The following is a 23,248-nucleotide window of genomic DNA, read 5'->3' as shown; positions in this document are numbered from 1 at the left end:
TATTAGTCTTTATTTAGACAGTTATATTTTTGCTTTCTTCTCTCATTATTTTACCGGTAGCTGTTTCTTTAAATTTAGGAATAAAAACAATTTCTTTTGGTTTTTCATATTTATCCAAAACATCAAATACAGAATGGTCAATATCCATAGGTGAGCCTTCTACATAAAGAACAACTTTTTCTCCTAAAGTTTCGTCAGGCTCTCCATTCACAAAATAGCGTCTTGGTATTAGAGTAGATAATTTAGCCTCCACTTGCTCCGGCATAATTTTTATTCCTCCACTATTAATTACGTTATCAAAACGTCCTAACCAAATAAACTGATTATCTGAAATCAATTTTACGATATCATTGGTTACTATTTTTTCGCTCCCAATATTTTTGGCTACAATTTCCAAACATTGATTTTCATTAACCGAAACGGTTACGTGAGGCAATGTGGTAAAAGCTTCCACTCCCACTTTCTTGGCAGCAATATGTGTAATTGTTTCTGTCATTCCATAGGTTTCATAAATATCGACTGGTAATTTAATCAATTCCTGTTCCAATGATTTATGAATTTTTACTCCGCCAATTATTATCTTTTTAATATTCGATAATTTGTCAATTGAATTCTTGGCTTGGAGCGGTACCATAGCCGCAAAATCATACTTTTGATCATTATGTTCCAAAGGATGAGAGCTTGGGGGTACAAAATCCATATCCAAGCCTAAGATAAAAGAACGGACAAACATCATTTTGCCCGCAACATAATTGGCAGGCAAACAATGCAAAACTCTATTTCCAGGCTGAAGATCAAAAAAATCTCCAGTTGCTATAGCTGATTTAACCATTGCATCTTTCTCAATCCTAATAGATTTTGGGTTTCCTGTCGTTCCTGAAGTATACATGTCGATATATGGTTTGTCATCAAACCAGTCTAATAAAAAATCACCGACCGACTGCTCAAAATCTTCTCCTTCTTTTATAAAACTATAAGCTATTCTGCATAAATCTTCTTTTGTCAAATGAAATCCATTTAATTTAAAATGGTTGTGCACATTCTTGTATGTTATTGTATTATCCATAATGGTTGTTTTGATTTTTTGGGTATTTAATTTAGACTATTTTACAATACGTCCTGTTAGTTTTTCTTTCCAACCAGACCAATTGTATTTTAAGCCAAATATAAGCAAAAGTAGAGGATAAATAACAACAACAGGGAAGATAATATCAAGTCCAGCCTTAGGTTCTGAGATATCTTTAAAAATGGAATAAGTTTGAAAAGCAGACCAATCCGATGTTACCAATAATGCTCCAATTAAATTATTTGCAGCATGGAAACCCAAAGCCAATTCCATTCCATCATCCATTAAAGTCATTATTCCTAACAAAAGTCCTGTTCCAATATAGTAAATCATAAGTATATTGCCCATCTTAGCTACTTCTGGATTGAAAAAATGCATCAATCCAAAAATACTGGATGTCGTCAATAACGGAAACCATTTATTCCTCGACAAATTGGCAAATCCCTGCATTAAATAACCACGAAAAATTAATTCTTCAACACTGGTTTGAATTGGTACCAAAAGAGTGGCAATAACGACTAAAATCAAGAAAGGAATGAGTTGAAAATTAATTTTAAAATCTGATGGATTTAAATAACACATCAACAGTGTTGAAATTATTGTAAATAGCGACCATACAAAAAAAGAGAAAAACACTCTTTTCCAATCCATTTTTTTCCTGCCTGTAACAATGGAAAGCAATGTTTGCTTATGCAAAAACCGAACTACAAAGCAAATTCCGCCTAAAGTGAACACAAACGAAATGAGTAGTAAAAACAAATTCAAATTTGGTTCAAAAAAATGCAACAATTCTTCATCGGTGGTTGGATAAGTTTTCCCCCGAAAAGAAGTTTGAAACAATAGCAATGTCAACATTGGTAACTGCCCCACAAAAGAAGCCCCAATTATAAACATTGAACCTAAAATATATTTCCAAAATTTATTATTTCTGTCAATTCCTTGTTCTATAAACATTTGTTATTTTTTCTATAATTTTAATTAAAATGGTATTTCAAATCTTATTTTTGTTCGAACTAAAGTAGTTTTTTATTTTAGTATAAACCAAATCTCACCTACAAAAATGATACAAATATACCACAATCAACGTTGCGGAAAATCAAGAAACTGCTTACTCGTTTTGAAAGAATCCAATAAAGAAATTGAAATCATCAATTATCTCAACACTCCACCAACAGCAGCTGAGTTGACCACATTACTTCAAAAACTAAATTTAACACCAATTGAGCTTGTTCGCCAAAAAGAAGCTATCTGGATCGAAAATTTCAAAGGAAAAACATTGACTGAAAATGAAATAATTCAAGCGATGGTCGAAAATCCTATTCTTATTGAAAGACCAATCGTAGTTAATGGAGATAAAGCAATTGTCGGTCGTGATTTGGATAAGGTAATTCCATTTATATAGATATTAACATTATTTTAAGAAAATCATCTTTAAACCTTTTATTGGTTTCTCTATCCAATAGAGAAATCTTACTTATTACTAAATGAAAAATTTTAAATTTACAGTAGTCCTATTGTTTCTATTTTTAGGACTATCCAACTTTGCTCAACAAGGTCTTCCAACATTCAGCAAAATCAAAGTGACCGGAAAAATTGTAGCCAAAAACAGCAACCAACCCTTAGAAGACGCTACTGTCACCTTAAAAAATCAAAAAAATCCTAAAGCCCTTTCCGGAGGGATTACAAATAAAAAAGGGGAATTTGAAGCTGATGTAGTTCCTGGAATTTATGATATCTCTATTGAATTTATTTCCTTTAAATCAATCGAGATAAAAGGAAAAAATATAGCCGAGAAAACTTCACTTGGCACCATTGCACTTGAAGATGATGCTTCACAATTGAACGAAGTAGTTGTTCGTGCCGAAAAATCATCAGTTGAAATAAAGCTGGACAAAAAAGTATACAACGTTGGTCAGGATATGATGGTAAAAGGAGGAACCGTAAGTGATGTTTTAGACAATGTCCCTTCTGTTTCTGTTGATACCGAAGGAAATGTAAGCTTAAGAGGAAGTGACAATGTCCGAATTTTAATCGATGGAAGACCATCCTATGCCGTAAATATTGCAGAAGCTTTAAGACAACTTCCTGCTGATGCCATTGATAAAGTTGAAGTTATCACTAATCCATCAGCACGATATGATGCGGAAGGTGGTTCTGGAATAATCAATATTATCCTTAAAAAAGGAAAAAACCAAGGTTTCAACGGAACTATTATAGCGTCAACAGGTATTCCTGAGACTTATGGTTTAAGTGCTAATGTGAATTATAAAACAGAAAAATTTAACTATTTCACTACTGCGGGTTACAACCACAGAACAAATGAAGGCGGCGGTAAAACCAATTCAGAATATTTTAATGAAGACGGTTCTATTAAAAACTTTTTAGATGAAGATCGTGAAACAAAGAGAACCAGAGATGGTTTTAATGGAAGAGCTGGTGTTGAATGGACAGTAGCACCGAATACTTATTGGACAAATGCTATCAATTACGAAAAGAATAGTGGTGATGACAATGATTTAATCAACTACAACAACTATGATGCATCCCATACTTTTACGGGTTCCACTTACCGTTTGAACACTGGAGATACTGGTAGTGAAAACGCCTCATATACTTCAAACCTAATTAAAAACTTCAACGATAAAGGACACAAACTTACTGTTGATGCATCTATCTCAAGAAATACTGATGACAGCCAAAGCATTATTACAGGTTCTGACAATTACAACAACACCTTAAATAACCAAGTTCAAAAACAAGGACAATTACAGGCCGATTATGTACTCCCACTAGGAGAAGGAAGTCAGTTTGAAGCTGGATATAAAGGGAATTTTGGTGATTTAAATAACGAATATTATGTTCTTGACGATCAAGGATTAAGAATAGATAATTTATCAAACACTTTGGAATACAAAGAAAACATCAATGCTGTTTATACCCAGTATGGCTTTAAAAAGAATAAAATCTCTTATTTATTTGGGTTACGTTGGGAAGACACCAATATTCATGTAAACTTATTAGACACCAACGATTTCAATACCAAAAAGTACAACAACTTGTTTCCAAGTGCTTTTATCAGTTATGAAATTTCAGATCAAAGTAACTTTACTACAAGCTACAGCAAACGTTTAACAAGACCAAGAGGACGTTTCATGAACCCTGCTGTAAACTATTCAAGTAACGTTAATATTTTTCAAGGAAATCCTGACTTAGACCCTTCACTAACTGACAAATTTGATGTTGGATATATCAAACGCTGGGAAAAAGTAACATTTAATACATCTGCTTATTTTGAAAACACCAAAGATGTTTTCAGCTTTGTACGATCTCCTACAGGTGATGATGTAAATGGAATTCCGGTAATTAAAAGTCAACCAATTAACTTAGGAAAAGAACAAAAATTTGGTTTTGAGTTTACACTAAATTACAACCCGTTCAAAATATGGAGAATAAACAGTAATTTCAATTTATATAATGTAAAAACAACTGGAGAGCACAGCTATACGGATACAAACGGTGACCTTATAGTTCAAAATCTTGATAACCAGGCAAATAATTGGTTCGCCAGAATTGGTTCAAAACTAACGTTGCCATACAAAATCGACTGGCAATTAAATGCTACCTACAATGGGGCTCAAAAAACAGCACAAGGAAAAAGTTTAGATCAGTTTAGCATGAACACGGCTTTAAGTAAAGATCTAATGAAAGACAAAGCTACATTAGCGTTCAATATTAGTGATATTTTCAACACGAGAATTATGAGATCTTATACTTATCTTGAAAACCAAACATCATATAGTGAAATGCAATTTCGTAAACGTCAATTCAATTTATCGTTCACTTACCGTTTCAATAAATCTAAAAACGATAAAGAAAAGAATGCACAGCCTAAAAATGAAGGTGGTGGAGATGCAGATTTCCCAGGATAATTTCAAACACCAGATATAATAAAAAAAGGATTCGTAATAACGAATCCTTTTTTATTTTAAAGTAAAAATAAGACTATGCCTCTTCTTCTTTTTGTTTTGCTCTCTTTTCTTTGTAAGCTTCCCAAGTTGCTCCACCTACCCAATAGGATACGAAACCAACTAGGAAAAACATTAACCAAAATCCCATTGTAAGGATGGTTAAGAAAAGTAAAAAGCCTAAGTACTGATGAAATTCAAACATGTTTTCCGGAATTTTTGAATGTAGCGACAAATATAAGTTTTAAATCTTTTCGCACCAATAAAATCGGTAAAAACTATAGAGCAATTTACAAATTATTTAAAATCAATAATAATTAGAAATGAGCAATACAGCTTTACTATCTGGTATTCAAAAAATTAATCTCTTTTTAACAAAATAAACATCAGTAATCACAAAAAAACATAGCATTTATTCCGTTTTTTTAATTTAATTTACGCATCGTTGTTTTACCAAAAAGCAAATAAACCCAAAAAAACACATCAATGAGCAAGACATTCTATTCTTTATATTTTCAAATTAGCAAAAAAATGGAAAAACACAGTGTCGATTTCATGAGATATGCATTGGCAATTGTGTATATATGGTTTGGCACTTTAAAGTTAATAGGAATGAGCCCTGCTGGTGAGCTAGTGGAACAAACCGTTTTTTGGTTTAAACCAGAAATTTTTATTCCCTCTTTAGGGTTTGTTGAAGTATGTATAGGAGTGGGTTTTTTATTCAAAAAATTAATCCCAATTACCATTATAATTTTGCTGTTTCATATGGCTGCCACCTTTTTTCCACTTTTTATATTGCCCAAAATATGTTTTGATTCGTTTCCATACTGTCCAACTTTGGTAGGTCAGTACATTATCAAAAATCTAGTATTGATTAGTGGCGCTTTTTGCGTTGCTGGTAAATACAATCACGAGTATTATGCAGTTCCACGAATTTAATTCTTTAAAACTATTCCAGGTCATAAATATGGAATAATTCATCTTCAAAAGAAGTTGCAAAATCATCATTTATATTTATCCGTTTTAACAATCCATCAAAGTATCAATGCCATTATGTTCTAATATTATCAAATTATCATTTTTGAATATAAATTTTTCTATTATAGTTTAATTAATAATTATATTTGTTGATCAAAAAAATTAAACTTTTATGGAAGAATGTATCTCAGTTTTTGATATGCTGAAAATTGGTGTTGGACCATCAAGTTCGCATACCCTTGGTCCTTGGCGTGCGGCTGAACGTTTCCTAAATGAACTGAGAAGTGAATATGACGTCAATGAAGTAATTAGAGTAAAAGTTGATTTATATGGTTCTCTATCATTAACCGGAAAAGGACATGCGACTGATTTAGCCATTATGCTCGGACTAAGCGGTCAGGATCCTGAATACATCCCTATCCAAGATATTGATGGAATTATCAAATTGATTGAAGCTAAAAACGAAATCTATTTAGGAAATCAAATCCATATTCCTTTTTATTTTCTTCAAGACATTGTTTTCAATAAAAACTTTCTTCCCTTTCATGCCAATGGATTAACTTTTACGGCCCATTTCAATGATGAAACCGAGTACAGTTCTACCTTTTATTCTATAGGAGGAGGATTTGTTGTAAAAGAAGAAAGAGAAAATGCCCACATGAAAGAAGCCATAAAATGTGCTTTTCCTTTCCCGATTGATAAAGCCACTGAGCTTTTGGCCTATTGCACAAAAGAAAATAAACTCATTTCGGAAATCGTTTATGAAAACGAAAAATCCATGCGTCCGGAAGCAGAAATTCATTATCAGTTAATGCGCATTTGGCATACTATGTTAGAATGCATGTATATTGGCTGTCATTCCGAAGGAATTCTGCCCGGCGGACTACACGTAAGAAGACGTGCTTTCGATATGCATCAAAATTTAATCGGATTGTCAAACTATTCCAATCCTCAAGAATGGCTTGAAGAAATTAGAAAAACCGAAGTGAAATTTCGTCAAATTCTAAAATGGGTAAGCTGTTTTGCATTGGCTGTAAACGAAGTAAATGCAGCGTTAGGAAGAGTGGTAACTGCTCCAACAAACGGTAGTGCTGGAGTAATTCCTGCTGTTTTGATGTATTATTTAGTTATTGAAAATCACCAAGCTGGCGAAAAAGAAATCAAACAATTCTTAATGGTTGCCGGAGAAATAGGCAGCATTTTCAAAAAAGGATCAACGATTTCTGCAGCAATGGGCGGATGTCAAGCCGAGATTGGTGTTTCAAGTGCTATGGCAGCTGCGGCCTTATGTGAATTGATGGGCGGAACTCCAGACCAAGTCCTAATGGCGGCCGAAATTGCCATGGAGCACCATTTAGGTTTAACTTGTGATCCTATTGGTGGTTTGGTACAAATTCCGTGCATCGAAAGAAATACGATGGGAGCTATAAAAGCCATTAACGCCGCTGAACTTGCCCTGGAAACTGATGCCAAAAACGCTAAAGTATCTCTTGATAAAGTAATCGATACCATGTGGCAAACGGCCAAAGACATGAATTCCAAATACAAAGAAACCTCCGAAGGCGGACTCGCAATTGCAGTGAATATGGCGGATTGTTAAGGTTTTAGATTACAGAAGGCAGATTTTAGAATACAGAAAGCACAAGAATAAAAAAAAGATTTCAGAACAGGAAGGTTAATCTTCTAATCTGAAATCTTTTTTTTGCTTACTAACGGAATCCGCTAACTAATCGCTTTCCTGTCCAAGTCTAATTTAGAAATAGGTTGGTACACAATAGGAATTTCTTCTAAAACCACGTCACTTTTATCAAGTCCAAAAGCTCTGGTATCTGATAGTGACATGTTTTTTAGTATATAATAGGAATTCAATAGAAGTCCATCTCTTATGGCAAATTCATTTTCAACAGACAAGAATTTTTCAATAATTACAAATTTAAAATCAGGTTCTGAGTTATACTTCGTTGAACCATCAGCACGGATATGCAAATTCAGTTCTTTATTATCAACAAGATTTTGAACTATTCGCTTAAAATACAATTCTACTTTTGGCTGGATTCTAAAACCAATATTCAAGACAATCTTAATTACTTTATCGTCCAACAACTCAATAACTTCATAATTCAAATCAAAAGGAGAATTGGTTCTGTTGATGTGGAAAAACCAATACACATCGGCTCTTTTTGGTTTTTTTAGAAAAAATTGAATTTAATATTTTCTCTTCAATTTCATAATTCCTGTCCGCTTTTGACAAATAAATTAAATGCGTAGAATACTTCGGAATTGTAATATCATTGCTCAATTCCTCCAACTTAGCGGTATACTCAGTCAAATTGGTGAATTTTACAAATTTATTATTGATTTTTCTGGAGAAGAACCAAACGTACATTGTCATAAATATAAAAAGCTCGAAGAACAAAAACATCCAACGTTCCTTGATCTTAATAATATTGGCAACAAAAAAGGCTATTTCAATGGCTACAAAAATAGCTATGATTACACCAATAAGAATTCTGTTTAATTTTTTAATATAAATCAAATAATAATTAAGAAGAACCGTGGTCATTAACATGGCAATAGTAATCGAAAATCCATAAGCCGCTTCCATATTTGAAGAGGTCCTAAAATACAAAACCATTAAAATACATCCAACCCATAAAATGGTATTCACCGACGGAATATAAATTTGACCTTTCAAATTGGTTGGATTTTTCATAGTCACTCTGGGCCAAAAATTAAGGGAAACGGCTTCGTTTATCAACGTAAACGAACCACTTATCAAGGCTTGTGAAGCAATAATTGCCGCAAAAGTCGAAATAATCACACCTGATAATATGAACCAATGCGGCATAATCGCATAAAACGGATTTTTACCTTCCAAGAAATGATTGCTTTGATTCATTAACCAAGAGGCTTGTCCCAAATAATTAACAACTAATGCAATTTTTACAAAAACCCAAGTAGTTCTAATGTTTTCCTTTCCGCAATGTCCCAAATCCGAATATAAAGCTTCGGCTCCAGTAGTACAAAGGAAAACGGCTCCCAGCAACCAAAATCCGTGTGGATATTCAACCAATAATTCGTAAGCATACAAAGGATTCAAAGCTGTCAAGATTGCTGGATGTTGCAAGATTTGGGTAAACCCCAAAACAAAAAGCATGGAGAACCAAATAACCATGGCAGGACCAAAAAAGAAACCCACTTTTTGAGTACCAAAACGTTGAAAAAAGAATAGTCCTGAAATAATAACAATAACAATTGGCAAAATTGGAATATTAGGAACAATACCTCCCAATCCTTCAACAGCCGATGTTACAGAAATAGGTGGTGTAATAATTCCATCCGCTAAAAGTGTCGTAGCTCCCAAAATGGTCGGAATTATTAATTTTCCTTTTCCAAATCTTTTAACCAATGCATAAAGAGAGAATACCCCTCCTTCTCCATGATTATCTGCAGAAAGTGTCAGTAATACATATTTGAATGTGGTTTGAAAAGTAAGCGTCCAAAATATACAGGAAATACCACCATAAACTAGTAATTTCGATATTTCTCTTTCCCCTATAATGGCTTTCATAACATATAAGGGACTGGTTCCTATATCGCCATAAATAATTCCGAGCGCAACTAAAAGTGTTGCGGCTGTTATTTTTTGAGCCGTTGATTTTTTCATTTTTGTTAATTTTTTATTCTTTTAATTCATTTCTTTCAGAGCATAGAAATCTCAATATGATATGCTTGTGCACTCCATATTACATTTTTTTTTTACAACTATTTAATTGGTTTAACTGGTATTAAATCTGTAACCTACACCCGATTCGGTGATAATAAACTTAGGATGGTTAGGGTCTTCTTCTATTTTTTTTCGAAGCTGTGCCACAAAAACCCTAAGGTATTGCGTTTGGTCGGCATAATTGTTTCCCCAAACCTGTTTCAGCAAATATTGATGGGTCAATACTCGTCCTTCATTTTTTACAAAAATAGAAAGCAAGTTATATTCAGTGGTTGTAAGTTTCAAAATTTCATTATTCAATCTCACAATCCTAGATGTAAAATCCATAGAAACAGTGCCAAACTCAATAATTGGTTCTGAATCATTAGGTGCCAAATTTCGTAAAGCGGTTCGAATTCTAGCCAATAGTTCTTGTGTACGAAACGGTTTTGTCAAATAATCATTGGCTCCACTATCAAGTGCTTTTACAATTTCTTCTTCGGCACTTTTTACCGTTAAAATTATAATTGGGTTGGTATACCATTCGCGTAATCGTTTCAAAACTTCTTGACCGTCTTCATCTGGTAAACCTAAATCAAGTATAACCAAATCGGGTTGATAATTGGCAACCATAGACATTCCTTCTTTTGCGTCAACGGCAAAAATTGTTCTATAATCATTTGAATTCAAAGTGATTTCCAGTAGCTTCCTTATTTGACTTTCATCATCAATAACTAAAATTTGAGCACTCTTATTCATTAGAAATTTCTTTGGTATTCATTGTTAATGTCTGAAAACTAAGTGTAAAAACCGAACCTCCATCTTCCCTATTCTGAAGTATTACTTTTCCATGTTGTGCTTCGACAAATCCTTTTACAATAGATAAACCAAGTCCAGTCCCCCCCGTTTTTGAGTTTTGCAATCGGTAAAATTTATCAAAAACTTTATCAATTTCATTTTCTGGAAATCCAATGCCATCATCGGTAATTGTAATCACGCAGGGAGCTAATTTATGGGGATTATATTCAAAATCGACATCTGCATTATAGGAAACCTTAATTTCAATTTTAGCGCCTTTGGGGGTGTATTGTGCGGCATTAAAAACCAAATTAAAAATAATCTGTTGCATCAAACCATAATCCAATTTAAAAAGCGGTAAATTTTCATCAGTTTTTACGACCACTTTATGAAATTGCAAATCATCCTTTAGATGATCCAAAACATTATAAACCAATTCTTCCAGATCACACCAATCCATTTTGGCCTGAATCACACCCGATTCCAACCGCGACATATTCAATAAATTTTCTACTTGGTGATTCAATCGTAAAGAAGCTTTTTCTATTTCGGTATATAAATTCTCTTTATTTTCCTCGGAAATATGTACTGATTTACTTTGAATAGTATCTATTGCTCCCATAATTGTAGAAATAGGAGTTCTCAATTCATGGGATAAGGAGTCAAGTAATGCATTGTAAAGTTTCATGGTATTGACTCTGACCTCCTTTACCTGTAATATTTTTTCGGCTCTTCTAATTTTATTGGTTAAAACCGCATTTACAAGTGCAATAATAAAGAATAACACCAATAGTAATGAATCTTCGGCATCACTGATGTGAAAAGTGTAGTATGGTTGAATAAAGAAAAAATTCAATGTCAGTGCACTCAAAACAGCACTAAGAAGTAACGGCAAAATAGCCAAAAACATAGACAACACCGAAACTACCACCAATAAAATATAACCTACAATTTTATAGTCTAAATAATCTCGAGTAAACAAACACAATGAAGCTACAGAACCGATAGATAGTATGCTTACTAAATATTGGTTTTTTATTTTGATTTGATCCAAAATACTACTCATACCCTTTATGTTAATTTTCAGAGGGCAAAGTTAAAGGATATGATGTAAGTATTTTATAATATAATAAACCAGAGTATAAAGATTTTATAAAGATTTACTTTATTAACTGTTATAAATTTGGTTTTAACTAAACAGAAACATACATTTTAAGCTTATGCGCTCAACAATTTGAAATAAAAAGTGCTTCCCAAGCCCAGTTCACTTTCAACTCCTATTGTACCTCCTTGAGCTTCAATAAATTCTTTGGATATAGCTAGTCCCAATCCGGTTCCCGCTTTGTGGCTTCCCGGAATTTGAAAATATTTATCAAAAACTTTGGATAGATAGCGCTTGTCTATCCCCTTTCCCGTATCAACAACCGTAAATAAAATTTGATTACCATCACTTTCCAATTTCACTTTTATCATACTTTTTTCAGAAGAATATCGGATAGCATTGGTTAAAAAATTAATTAGCACCCAGGATGTTTTTTCGCTATCCGCTTTTACCATGGGAAGACCAGCATCCGTTTCAACAAGCAGTTCTATTTGTTTTTGTTCCGCTTGCACTTTTATGGCTTCGGTAGCAAAATGAACAATTTGGTAAGGATCGCTTTTTTCTATATTTAATTGAATATTACCAGTTTCTACTTGTGACAGTTCCAATAATTCGCCAGTAATTTTCAATAAACGCTCACTATCCTCTTTGATACTTTCTATCAAATGTTTTTGCTCATCATTTAAAATCCCCGTTTGCTGTCTTTCCAATAAATGCAAACTGAATTTTATAGCCGAAATTGGTGTTTTTAATTCGTGGGAAATAGTGGCTATAAAATTGGTCTTGGCAAAATCCAATTCTTTAAAAGGGGTTATGTTTCTTAGAATTATTACATCGCCAATATTAATCGTTTGGTATTCACCAGTGGGCTGAATGGTTATATTTACATTTTCTTTCTCAAAATAGCTTTCCTTTCCATCGGCAAAAATCTTCATCGGAGGTTCTTTTTGCCCCGAAGTTTTAGATCCAATTTCTAGTTTTTTCGAAATTAATGATTTCATCAAATCATTTGTCAGTGCTAAGCTCATTGCTGTTTTTCCAAGAACATCCTCAGACTTCAATCCAATAATTTTCAATGCTTCGTCATTGACAAATAAAATCAATCCTTGATTGTCCAAACCAATAATAGGATCATGCATATTGTTTATCAGGGTTTCCAGCCTTTTCTTTTCAAACGATAATTTATAAAGATTACTATTATGGTATTCTTCGAGTTTTTGTGCCATTGTATTGAATGATTTAGCCAAATCGCCAAATTCATTATGATTCATAAAATGCACTCGTTCTGAATAATTTTTATTGGCAATCTCTTTGATACTTGCTGTAAGCTCTTTGATAGGATTGGCAATATTATTAGGTAAATTCACCAAAAGATTAAAAGCTATCAAAAAGCAAAGTGTACCTGTTATAGCAATCCACATATTGGCCGTTTCGGCTGTTCTGTTGGCAATATCACTTTTTTGTTTTATGGCATTCATATTGAGCTTCATTATCTCAAAAATATCCAAACGAATTTGATTTTTTAAAGCCTCACTTTTTTTATTTTCTTTCAAAAGAGCAAAAGTTTTTTGCAAATTGCGAGTTGCGTCTCTTTCTCCAACTTCAGTTACATTCTTATTTTGTTTGTTCAGATTAGTTTCAAACATAACTATTGCCTTGCCTTCATCACCATTTATCTCATCCAATGAATGCAACATATTTCGAGAATATTCCAATGTATTATAATTAGCTTTTAGAATATTTTCGGTATCTTTTTTTATCGAAAAAATATAAAAAGCACTGACTAATGTCAGGATAATTATCATTACAAATAACAATCCAACTCCTAAATTTAATTTAGTTTTAATTCTCATATTATGATAAAATTACTAGGTCAATATTAGATGAAGACAAATTATTCAACAATTTGTTGAAAATGGTTGTAGACAAAATTACTTTAAATAAATTGAAATGAGGTTTCCCTATACAAACTGTTGTAATTTGCTTTTGCTTAACCACTTCCAACATGGTATCTGTAATATTTTTGGCTTCTACTTTAATTACTTCTGCTCCCAATTGTGTGGCCAATTTAAAATTATTGATCAAATGTCGTTGTTTGTCAAGTGCAATTTTATCACTGCTTTCCTTTGGCGTCTGGACATATAAAACGTACCAGTCACTGTTATAATAACTGGCTAATCGAGCTGCCTTTCGAATCACAATTTTGGCCGTTCTGTCGTTACTGCTAATACAGGCCAACAACTTTTCATGTCGCAAAGCTAGATTTTTTGGCACTTCATTCTCCACTTTTCGAACTACTTGACTAGCCACTTCGCGCAAAGCCAATTCACGCAATTGCAAAATTTGTTCAGCCTTAAAAAAATTACTCAAAGCAGTCTGAATTTTGTCGGCTGTATAAATTTTCCCCTCTTTCAAACGGTCGATTAGATCTTCCGAAGTCAAGTCAATATTTACAACTTCATCAGCCATTCGCAGTACATTATCAGGAACTCGCTCGAGAACATCAACATTGGTTATTCGTTTTACATCTTCATTTAAACTCTCAATATGCTGAATATTTACAGCCGAAATAACATTGATTCCTGCTTCCAGAATCTCCAAAACATCTTGCCAGCGTTTTTCATTTTTACTGCCTTCAATATTCGTGTGTGCCAATTCATCAACTATTACTACTTCTGGACGCAAATTGATAATGGCCTGTACATCCATTTCCTCGAGTTGTTTTCCTTTGTAAAAAATAGTCCGACGAGGAATTACAGGTAATCCTTCCAACAAATTGTGCGTTTCCTTACGATTGTGTGTTTCGATATATCCAATTTTCACATCTATTCCGTTTTTCAACAGCGTGTGGGCTTCCTGCAACATCCTGTAAGTTTTGCCCACACCGGCACTCATCCCAATATAGACTTTAAACTTTCCTTTACGTGATTTTTGAATTAAATCCAGAAAGTGCTTGACATTATTTTCTTTTTCGTTATCCATAAGTTAAACTAACAGTTGAATCATTTCATCTTAAATAAAACTTTTTAAACCATTAAGAAATCAAGTGCTATCAAACTTAATTCCTTAATGGTTTCCAATAAAGATTTCTTTTATTGTTTTTACCTTAAATTGATATAGCCAAAGATGTAGTTATGCACACGTTACTATTTGTTGAATTGTTGTCCTTCAAAAAGACATCATCCTTGCTATTCAAAGTTCGGGCTTCTATTCTAAACATTACATTTTCTGTTGGCAAATAATCAAAATTTGCCGAGAAACCATAGGTTTTAAAACCATTTGATGTTCCTGTTGGAATTATCACTCCTTTTTCGTCTTGGTAATATTCTCCTCTAGCTGCCAATTGAATTTTGTCTGTTGGCTTGTATTGAATGATTGCAGACGGAGTATACCAAATATCATAATCACTGCTTCCTTTTGCAGATTGTTGTGATCCAATATCAAAACCTGCAATGACGCTTGTTTTATCGGTCAATTTGAATGTTCCGTAAAAATCATTAAAATAGCGCCATTTCTTATCAATATCAGGCTGTTCGTTTCCAACATAAGTACTCCAGTTTAATGCTACTTTTCCGGTTGGTTTAAAAGTCACCTGAGTTCCAAAAGCCGGTGTATGATTACCATCAACTTTTTGAATGCGTTGCCAACCGTTTAAATACATTGCCGCCAAATACAATTTCTCAGACGGAGAAGTATATCCAACCTTCACTCCTGTTTCATAATAAGGAGAATTTTCAGCACCAATACTTCGAGTCAAAGTCATGCAATCTTTCCCAATCGCACTTTCAGAGCCAATATGCGAAGGCATAACTCCAGCATCAATCCAAAGATTATTGCCTTTCGATATTTTAACGCCTGCATTAGCTTCATAAATATTTTTCAACAGGTCTTGTTCTGACGCCATATTGTATTGGGCATAAGTTCCAGCCATAAGGGCAAAATTGGCACGAACACTCTCTTTAGTATAATTCACTTTGGCCATTCCTAAATTCAAATTAACTTCGTTTGCTCTATTATAACTGTATATAAAACCTGGTCTTATATGATTATCCGGTTTCCCAAAATCATAACTATAATAGATATCCACATAACCAGAAAACGTAATTGGACTTTTTGACACTTCTTGAGCATTAATTGATGTAAAACCAACAGCTATTAAAGCTGCAATTATTATTTTTTTCATTATTTTTGTTTAGATTTTTATTAATCAATGCCCTTTCAGATCCCTGGCCGGGGATGTAAATCTGAAAGGGTTATTTTTTTATTTCAACTCATCCAGAGCCACATTCAATTCCAGTACATTTACTGTTGAAGTTCCCATTAACGATGGTTTATTTATTTTGGTTTCCACCAATGCTTTCACTTTTTCCTCAGATAAGTTTCTTACTTTTGCTACTCTTTTTACCTGGATCATAGCACCTTCTGGTGAAATATTTGGATCCAAACCACTACCCGAAGCCGTTACCATATCCGAAGGAATCTCCGATTTTTTCAAATACGGATGCGCGATCAAAAAAGTATCGATTCTTTTTTGTATCAAAGCCAAATACTCCGGATTGCTTGGTCCTTTGTTACTTCCTGCACTTCCTGCGGCATTGTAGTCCACTGCCGAAGGCCGTCCCCAGAAATAATTGGGTTTGTCAAATTTTTGACCAATTTTTTGATACCCCACTACTTTTCCATTTACGGAAATGGTTTCCCCTTTCCCTTTATTTGGGGCTAGTTGTGCAATTCCTAAAATTGCCATGGTATAAATAACGGAGAATAAAACCACCAATAATGTGGTGAATTTTAATATTGAAAATATATTTTTCATTTTTTTATAGTTTCTAAGGTTTTGAGTTTCTAAGACTCTAAGATTCTTAGTGTCTTAGAATCTTTCTTTCTACATAAATAACGCAACTGCCAAATCAATTAATTTAATCCCTATAAAAGGAACAATTATTCCTCCCAAACCATAAATCAAAAGGTTTCTTTTCAAAATGGCACTCGCACCGATTGGTTTATAATCAACACCTCGCAATGCCAATGGAATCAATATCGGAATGATAATCGCATTGAAAATCACGGCAGATAAAATGGCACTTTCGGGACTGTGCAAATGCATAATATTCAATCCTTCAAGAGCTGGAATCGCAGTGATGAAAAGTGCTGGAACAATAGCAAAATATTTGGCAACATCATTCGCAATTGAGAAAGTAGTAAGTGTTCCTCTGGTCATCAACAGCTGTTTTCCAATTTCTATAATCTCAATTAACTTGGTTGGATCATTATCCAGATCGACCATATTACCAGCTTCTTTTGCAGCTTGAGTTCCACTGTTCATAGCTACACCAACATCGGCTTGAGCAAGAGCAGGAGCATCATTCGTACCGTCACCCATCATTGCCACGAGCTTACCAAGTTGTTGCTCGTTTTTGATGTAGTTCATTTTATCCTCAGGTTTGGCTTCGGCAATAAAATCATCGACACCGGCTTTATCTGCGATAAATTTAGCTGTCAAAGGATTATCCCCTGTAACCATCACGGTTTTCACTCCCATTTTTCTCAAACGTTCAAAACGTTCTCTCATTCCAGTTTTGATGATATCCTGCAATTCAATAACACCTTGAACTTCGTTATTTTTAACAACTACCAATGGTGTTCCTCCCTTTGAAGAAATAGAGATAACTCTTTCTGCAATATCTGCCGGGAAAACATTACCCGCTTGAAGCGCAATATTTTTGGCTGCATCCTGAGCACCTTTTCGGATGTTGGTTCCGTCCCTTAAAACGACACCACTGGTTCTTGTTTCAGCAGTAAATTTGATTAAAGTAGCGCCTTCAATAGATAATTTTTGAGAAACTTCCGCCCCAGCCAATTCCACGATACTTTTTCCTTCCGGAGTATCATCGGCTAGTGAGCTTAATACTGCCGATTTGATAAAATCCTCCAGCATAACTCCTTCGGCTGGATAGAAATTAGTCGCTTTTCTGTTCCCTATGGTGATTGTACCCGTTTTGTCCAAAAGCAATACATCAATATCACCTGCAGTTTCCACTGCTTTTCCTGATTTTGTAATTACGTTGGCACGTAAAGCTCTGTCCATTCCCGCAATCCCAATGGCAGAAAGCAAACCACCAATAGTCGTTGGAATTAAACACACAAAAAGAGAAATGAAAGCAGCAATCGTAATTGGTGTGTTTGCATAATCAGCAAACGGTTTCAAGGTCACGCAAACAATTACGAAGATTAAAGTAAAAGCTGCCAACAGAATTGTCAAAGCAATTTCATTTGGTGTTTTCTGACGGCTTGCTCCTTCAACCAAAGCAATCATTTTATCAAGGAAACTTTCCCCTGGTTCTGAAGTCACGATTACTTTAATTTTATCCGACAACACTTTTGTACCTCCGGTAACCGATGATTTATCTCCACCTGCTTCTCGAATGACAGGAGCACTTTCTCCAGTAATGGCACTTTCGTCAATGGTGGCCAATCCTTCGATAATTTCACCATCGGTGGCAATTAAATCACCCGCTTCGCAAATGAAAACATCACCTTTTTTTAAAGCTGAAGAACTTACGTTTTTGATTTCTCCATTGGCCATAAGTTGTCGTGCAGGTGTTTCTTCACGCGTTTTTCTCAAACTGTCAGCTTGCGCTTTCCCTCTGGCTTCGGCAATCGCCTCGGCAAAATTGGCAAACAAAAGTGTGACCAATAAAATTAAAAAGATAATTAAATTATAAACAAAACTACCTTGATCCTGTGCGCCAAATAAAATGGCAATGCACACCGCAAACATAATGGCAGTCCCGATTTCAACGGTAAACATTACCGGATTTTTGAACATTGTTTTTGGGTTCAACTTCACAAAAGACTGCACCAAGGCATCTTTCACCTGCTTACTTTCAAACAATGAATTGGATTTATTTTTAGTCATTTTTTTATATTATTTTAATGTAAAATATTCTGCCAATGGCCCCAAAGCTAATGCTGGAAAGAAAGACAAAGCGGCAATAATCGCGATTACGGCAAAAACCATCACACCGAAAATAGTCGTATCGGTTTTTAAAGTTCCTGCACTTTCCGGAATGTATTTTTTGTTCGCCAATAATCCTGCTATGGCTAATGGTCCAATTATAGGAATGAAGCGGCTCAACAGCAATACAATTCCTGTACTGATATTCCAAAATGGATTATTATCACCCAAACCTTCAAAACCAGAACCGTTATTGGCTGCACTCGAGGTATATTCATACAACATTTCAGAGAATCCGTGGTGACCAGGATTATTCAGCCAGCCAGTTGCGTTTCCGCTAAACCAATAGCCCATTGCTGTATTGTTGGCTGCAAAATATGAAGCTAAAGCTGTTCCTGCCAATATCAATAAAGGATGAAGAATAGCAATCATAGCTGCGATTTTTACCTCGCGGGCTTCAATTTTCTTCCCTAAGAATTCCGGTGTTCGTCCCACCATTAAACCCGAAATAAATACAGCCAGAATTATAAAAATGTAAAAATTCAACCATCCAACTCCACAACCTCCATAGAAGGCATTGACCATCATGGCCAACAATTGCATCGAACCAGAAACAGGCATCGAACTATCATGCATGCTATTGACAGAACCAGTAGAAATCACAGTAGTTGCAATGCTCCAGAATCCTGAAATGGCAGGGCCAAAACGAACTTCCTTGCCTTCCATAGCTCCTGTAGTTTGAGCTATGCCCATCTTTTCTATGGCAGGATTTCCGTTTAATTCACTGATAACTGTTGGTATGACCAAGAGTAAAAATCCAACCGTCATTACTCCAAAAACGATGTAAGAGAATTTTCTTTTGTTAAGGAAAAAACCTAACGCAAAGATCATTGCAAATGGGATGATTAATTGTGCCCACAATTCGACTGCATTCGTAATATAAGTTGGATTTTCCAAAGGATGTGCCGAATTGGCCCCAAAAAAACCTCCACCGTTTGTTCCTATATGTTTGATCCCAATAAATGCTGCTGCTGGTCCACGAGAAACTTCGACTGTGTCCCCTTGCAAAGTCACGATCTTATCCTTCCCCTCAAATGTCATTGGAGTTCCACTAAATACTAAAATCACAGCCACAAGAACAGAAAGAGGTAATAAAACTCGGGTACAACTTTTGATAAAAAAATTATAAAAATTTCCTAATTTGTCCGTGGCTCTCTCTCTCATGGCAACAAAAACCATAGCAGCAGCAGCCATTCCCGTAGCTGCCGAAACAAATTGCAAGAACATTAACATAAGTTGTCCCAAATAAGAGAGACCTGATTCACCTGAATAGTGCTGCAGATTACAGTTCACTACAAATGAAATAGCAGTATTGAATGCCAAATCCGGTGTCATGGACGGGTTTCCATCTGGATTTAAAGGTAAACTTCCCTGAAAAATTAAAATGAAAAAGCAAAGAAAGAACCAAACCATGTTTATGCTTAAAAGCGCTTTCAAATGTTGTTTCCAGTTCATTTCTTCAGTGGAATCGATACCACTGATTTTGAAAATAAATTTTTCAATGGGGTTGAAAAGGGCATCAAGCATTGTTTTATCCCCCAAATACACTTTGGCTATATACCTTCCTATAGGAATAGCCAAAACAATCGAGACAATAAAAATACTGATTACTCCAAAAAATTCTGTGTTCATATTTTATTTGTTAGAAATTAATTTTTTCGGCTTTTATAAGAAAATAATAAGCATTATAAAGGCTAATGTCCAAGCCATAATTACTACGAATACTTTTTTATCTGCCTTTTTCATTTTTAAAATTTTTCGGGTTTGATCAATACATAAACCAAGTAACCGAATACGGCAAGTGCAACAATAAATAGTGCTGTCATGATTTAGATTTTTTCAAAAAATTCAACGGATTTAAAACAAATCGCAAAGAGTAAGGCTCCTAATGCGAGTAAAAGAATAGTAATTATCATATTATTAAAATTAAGGTTAGATTTAAACTCCAGAAGCATTGATTTGCTTAATGTATTCTGCTTTCAACGATTTTGGAAACAGATTCGAAATTGTACAATGACGCACTTCCATAAAAGAGGAAACCGAAAAAACATACACATTCGAAATAGCGCTCTTTGTTTCGTTGCTTCCTGTTTCAAATAATCTTTCGGCAAGTGCCAAACATCTTTTGGCCCGGCTAATATTTCCGGTTATAATTGCAATTTTTGTGATTTCGGCAAAGCGCTCTGCTTTTTCGTAAATCGTTGCTATTTTATTTTTCATTTTGGTAATGGTTTATTTTGTTCTTTGTCCCATATGCCAAAAAGTATTCCAAAAAAAGCAAAAAATCATAAAGCATTGTTTCCTATAGTGTTGACCTTGTCGTGCCAAAAAAAGGTATAAAAAAAGCCTATCAAAATGATAGGCTTTTCTCAAAACGATAAATTTATTTCAAGTCTTTTTCATCAATCAAATATTGGTTTTATATTACCCGACAGCTAACGTCTTAAAAGTTAATAGTCATAAATTAGGATTAGAAAGTTAAGAGTTGTAAATTAGAACCTATGATAAATAATCTAGAAATCAATATTTTACCTCATTAATCAATACTAATATTAGTCCAAACATCATATAATCGCTTTAAAATGAAAATTAAACTGAACTTAAGAATTGGATTGCTTTTTCTAATGATAATTTCACTCTCGTTAGTGAGTGGATACTATAATTTCTCGATTAAAAATGATACTGAAAACATTTTGAAAGACAATTATAATACCCTTGAGTATTCTAGAAATATGCTCCTTTTGTTGGACGAGAATAATTCGAATAAAGAAAAAGCAATTGCTCTATTTGAAGCCAATCTAACCAAACAGATGGGGAATATTACCGAAGTTGGCGAAAATAAAGTAACTCATACTCTTCAGAGTAATTTCGATTCTTTGAAAAAAAACTGGAAAGATGAAGCTTTAAGAAGTCAAATTCGTCAAAACATATTTTATATTTTGAAATTGAATACGATCGCCATCAAAAAGAAAAGCGATATTGTCAAACATACCGCGGAAAAGGCCAATTTTGGCATCGCCATTTTGGGAACGCTTTCTTTTTTGATTGCTTTTAATCTTATGCTCAATTTGCAAAATAGCACTTCCAATTCAAAAAAATCGTAGCATAATAATTAAAGAAATTACATCGCTTTGAAATTTTACACAACAAAAAGAACATAAAAAAGCCTCTCAAAATGACAGGCAGTTCTCAAAACGATTTTTTTTGCTACTGAATATTGTATTCGTCCAATTTTCGGTAAAGCGTTGCAACACCTATTTCAAGTAAACGTGCTGCTTCAGCTTTATTCCCTTTGGTGTAGTTCAATACTTTTTGAATATGAAGTTTTTCAACACTTTGCATCGAAAATGCTGATAAAGTTTTGTTAGTATGATCCATTTGGTGTTGAATTTCATAAGGCAAAAGATCTTGCGTCAAAATATCATCAACCACTAGAATTACAGAACGTTCAATCACGTTTCTCAATTCGCGGACATTACCTGGCCAATGATAGGTTTCTAATTTATGAAGAAATTCAGGATCAATGATTAATTCTTTCTTATTCCCTCTTAATGAAAATTTTTCGGCGAAATAATAAGTTAAAGGTGCGATATCTTTTGTTCTTTCTCGTAAAGGTGGAATTTTAATCTCAAAAATATTCAATCTAAAATACAAATCCGAACGAAAACGATGTTCATCACTTTCTGTTTTCAAATCGCGATTGGTAGCGGCGATCAAACGGAAATTGGACTTTCTGGGAGTGGTATCACCAATTTGAATATACTCATTGGTTTCTAGAACCCGTAACAATTTAGATTGCAGTTCCAATGGCATCTCTCCAATTTCATCAAGAAATAAAGTTCCTCCATTGGCTTCTTCAATAAAACCTTTCTTGTCTTTTATGGCTCCTGTAAAAGCTCCTTGCTTGTGTCCGAATAATTCACTTTCCAAAATTTCCTTACTAAAAGTACTGCAATTTAATGCCACAAACGATTTTCCGGCTCTGTTGCTGTTTTCGTGAATGGCTTGCGCAAAAACTTCTTTACCTGTTCCAGTTTCACCAGTTAAAAGCACCGTCGAATCTGTTGTTGAAACTTTTTTGGCCAAATCAATTACCTGCTCCAAACCTTTTGATTTACCTATAATGCCGTCAAAAGAATATGTATCGGAAATTCGTTTTTCGAGTTGTTTGACTTTCTTTTGCAATTGCACTTTTTCCAAAGCCTTATACAACAGCGGTATAATCTTATCATTGTCATCGCCTTTTACAATATAATCAAAGGCACCATTTTTCATCGCTTGAACTCCATCCGAAATTTTACCGAAAGCAGTTAGTAGAATGACCTCTGTTAATGGAAATGCAGATTTGATTTTTTGAAGAAAATCAACACCATTGCCATCGGGAAGTTTTACATCACATAGAACAACATCAACATCATTAGTTTCCAATTTCTTGAAACCAGACTTTAAATCAGGAGCTTCAAAGACATCAAATCCTTCCGATTGTATGATTCGGGCAAGAAGATGACGCAATTTTTCTTCGTCGTCAATAATGAGGATATTTTTCAAAATTTGATTTTGTGAGTTCAATTTCCAAAATTAGTTATTTTAATTATTTGTTATGGAAATTCTTCAA

The 23,248-nt window shown here is 34.2% G+C and carries 21 protein-coding genes; 5 read left to right on the top strand and 16 right to left on the bottom strand.

The features are described from left to right. Nucleotides 1–13 precede the first annotated feature (13 nt). Together DOS84_RS11985 and DOS84_RS11980 are read right to left on the bottom strand one after the other, a co-directional pair. Complete coding sequence (locus DOS84_RS11985) at nucleotides 14–1,066, bottom strand: AMP-binding protein (protein WP_111410367.1); 1,053 nt, start codon at nucleotides 1,064–1,066, stop codon at nucleotides 14–16. A 36-nt stretch (nucleotides 1,067–1,102) separates the two neighbouring features. Next, the gene (locus DOS84_RS11980; protein ID WP_111410366.1) at nucleotides 1,103–2,020 is read right to left on the bottom strand and encodes a CPBP family intramembrane glutamic endopeptidase; all 918 of its coding nucleotides are present in this window, start codon (nucleotides 2,018–2,020) and stop codon (nucleotides 1,103–1,105) included. Between the two features lie 106 nt (nucleotides 2,021–2,126). On the opposite strand from DOS84_RS11980, the gene arsC reads away from it, so the two are divergent. Both arsC and DOS84_RS11970 read left to right on the top strand, forming a co-directional pair. Then, the gene (arsC, locus tag DOS84_RS11975) at nucleotides 2,127–2,468 is read left to right on the top strand and encodes an arsenate reductase (glutaredoxin) (RefSeq protein ID WP_111410365.1); all 342 of its coding nucleotides are present in this window, start codon (nucleotides 2,127–2,129) and stop codon (nucleotides 2,466–2,468) included. A gap of 82 nt (nucleotides 2,469–2,550) precedes the next feature. Next, on the top strand, nucleotides 2,551–4,995 hold the full coding sequence (locus DOS84_RS11970; RefSeq protein ID WP_111410364.1) for a TonB-dependent receptor: 2,445 nt from the start codon (nucleotides 2,551–2,553) through the stop codon (nucleotides 4,993–4,995). Nucleotides 4,996–5,068: 73 nt separating this feature from the next. Here DOS84_RS11970 and DOS84_RS11965 read toward each other — a convergent pair whose 3' ends face one another. Next, nucleotides 5,069–5,236 carry a hypothetical protein gene (locus DOS84_RS11965; protein WP_111410363.1) on the bottom strand — a complete coding sequence of 56 codons (168 nt, stop codon included), beginning with the start codon at nucleotides 5,234–5,236 and terminating at the stop codon, nucleotides 5,069–5,071. A 281-nt stretch (nucleotides 5,237–5,517) separates the two neighbouring features. Between DOS84_RS11965 and DOS84_RS11960 the strand changes: the two genes are divergently transcribed. Together DOS84_RS11960 and DOS84_RS11955 are read left to right on the top strand one after the other, a co-directional pair. Then, nucleotides 5,518–5,970: a hypothetical protein gene (locus tag DOS84_RS11960; RefSeq protein WP_111410362.1), complete on the top strand. Its 453-nt coding sequence runs from the start codon at nucleotides 5,518–5,520 to the stop codon at nucleotides 5,968–5,970. A 211-nt stretch (nucleotides 5,971–6,181) separates the two neighbouring features. After that, nucleotides 6,182–7,609 (top strand): L-serine ammonia-lyase, encoded by a 1,428-nt coding sequence (locus DOS84_RS11955; protein WP_111410361.1) that lies wholly within the window; start codon nucleotides 6,182–6,184, stop codon nucleotides 7,607–7,609. 122 nt (nucleotides 7,610–7,731) lie between these two features. Here DOS84_RS11955 and DOS84_RS19445 read toward each other — a convergent pair whose 3' ends face one another. From DOS84_RS19445 to DOS84_RS11900, 12 genes are all read right to left on the bottom strand, one after another. Next, nucleotides 7,732–8,178: a KUP/HAK/KT family potassium transporter gene (locus DOS84_RS19445; RefSeq protein ID WP_341537932.1), complete on the bottom strand. Its 447-nt coding sequence runs from the start codon at nucleotides 8,176–8,178 to the stop codon at nucleotides 7,732–7,734. Continuing rightward, entirely contained in the window at nucleotides 8,135–9,676 is a 1,542-nt protein-coding gene (locus DOS84_RS11950) for a KUP/HAK/KT family potassium transporter (protein WP_341537931.1), read from the bottom strand. Before DOS84_RS11950 ends, DOS84_RS19445 begins: the two co-directional genes overlap by 44 nt. Before the next feature lie 111 nt (nucleotides 9,677–9,787). Then, entirely contained in the window at nucleotides 9,788–10,474 is a 687-nt protein-coding gene (locus DOS84_RS11945; protein ID WP_111410360.1) for a response regulator, read from the bottom strand. Beyond that, nucleotides 10,467–11,579 (bottom strand): sensor histidine kinase, encoded by a 1,113-nt coding sequence (locus DOS84_RS11940; RefSeq protein ID WP_111410359.1) that lies wholly within the window; start codon nucleotides 11,577–11,579, stop codon nucleotides 10,467–10,469. The genes DOS84_RS11945 and DOS84_RS11940 overlap by 8 nt, the downstream gene beginning before the upstream one ends. Before the next feature lie 152 nt (nucleotides 11,580–11,731). Continuing rightward, nucleotides 11,732–13,468 carry an ATP-binding protein gene (locus tag DOS84_RS11935; protein ID WP_111410358.1) on the bottom strand — a complete coding sequence of 579 codons (1,737 nt, stop codon included), beginning with the start codon at nucleotides 13,466–13,468 and terminating at the stop codon, nucleotides 11,732–11,734. 1 nt (nucleotide 13,469) lies between these two features. Next, nucleotides 13,470–14,597, bottom strand: a complete 1,128-nt coding sequence (locus DOS84_RS11930; protein ID WP_111410357.1) for a sensor protein KdpD — start codon at nucleotides 14,595–14,597, stop codon at nucleotides 13,470–13,472. A gap of 124 nt (nucleotides 14,598–14,721) precedes the next feature. Further along, a complete protein-coding gene (locus DOS84_RS11925; protein ID WP_111410356.1) occupies nucleotides 14,722–15,798 on the bottom strand; it encodes a porin in 1,077 nt (358 codons plus the stop codon). A gap of 78 nt (nucleotides 15,799–15,876) precedes the next feature. Next, nucleotides 15,877–16,431, bottom strand: a complete 555-nt coding sequence (locus tag DOS84_RS11920; protein WP_111410355.1) for a K(+)-transporting ATPase subunit C — start codon at nucleotides 16,429–16,431, stop codon at nucleotides 15,877–15,879. A gap of 69 nt (nucleotides 16,432–16,500) precedes the next feature. Further along, complete coding sequence (gene kdpB, locus DOS84_RS11915) at nucleotides 16,501–18,534, bottom strand: potassium-transporting ATPase subunit KdpB (protein ID WP_111410354.1); 2,034 nt, start codon at nucleotides 18,532–18,534, stop codon at nucleotides 16,501–16,503. A gap of 9 nt (nucleotides 18,535–18,543) precedes the next feature. Next, on the bottom strand, nucleotides 18,544–20,265 hold the full coding sequence (kdpA, locus tag DOS84_RS11910) for a potassium-transporting ATPase subunit KdpA (protein ID WP_111410353.1): 1,722 nt from the start codon (nucleotides 20,263–20,265) through the stop codon (nucleotides 18,544–18,546). 116 nt (nucleotides 20,266–20,381) lie between these two features. Then, nucleotides 20,382–20,459 (bottom strand): K(+)-transporting ATPase subunit F, encoded by a 78-nt coding sequence (gene kdpF / locus DOS84_RS11905; RefSeq protein WP_111410498.1) that lies wholly within the window; start codon nucleotides 20,457–20,459, stop codon nucleotides 20,382–20,384. A gap of 112 nt (nucleotides 20,460–20,571) precedes the next feature. Beyond that, nucleotides 20,572–20,853, bottom strand: a complete 282-nt coding sequence (locus tag DOS84_RS11900) for a DUF7674 family protein (RefSeq protein WP_111410352.1) — start codon at nucleotides 20,851–20,853, stop codon at nucleotides 20,572–20,574. Between the two features lie 362 nt (nucleotides 20,854–21,215). On the opposite strand from DOS84_RS11900, the gene DOS84_RS11895 reads away from it, so the two are divergent. Then, nucleotides 21,216–21,737: a hypothetical protein gene (locus tag DOS84_RS11895; RefSeq protein WP_111410351.1), complete on the top strand. Its 522-nt coding sequence runs from the start codon at nucleotides 21,216–21,218 to the stop codon at nucleotides 21,735–21,737. Nucleotides 21,738–21,840: 103 nt separating this feature from the next. Here DOS84_RS11895 and DOS84_RS11890 read toward each other — a convergent pair whose 3' ends face one another. Beyond that, a complete protein-coding gene (locus tag DOS84_RS11890) occupies nucleotides 21,841–23,184 on the bottom strand; it encodes a sigma-54-dependent transcriptional regulator (RefSeq protein ID WP_165830433.1) in 1,344 nt (447 codons plus the stop codon). Nucleotides 23,185–23,248 lie beyond the last annotated feature (64 nt).

This window comes from Flavobacterium aquariorum, assembly GCF_003254745.1.
GTDB lineage: Bacteria > Bacteroidota > Bacteroidia > Flavobacteriales > Flavobacteriaceae > Flavobacterium > Flavobacterium aquariorum.
The sequence above is the reverse complement of the archived record's forward strand: the minus strand, read 5'-3'. Positions and strand labels throughout refer to the sequence as shown.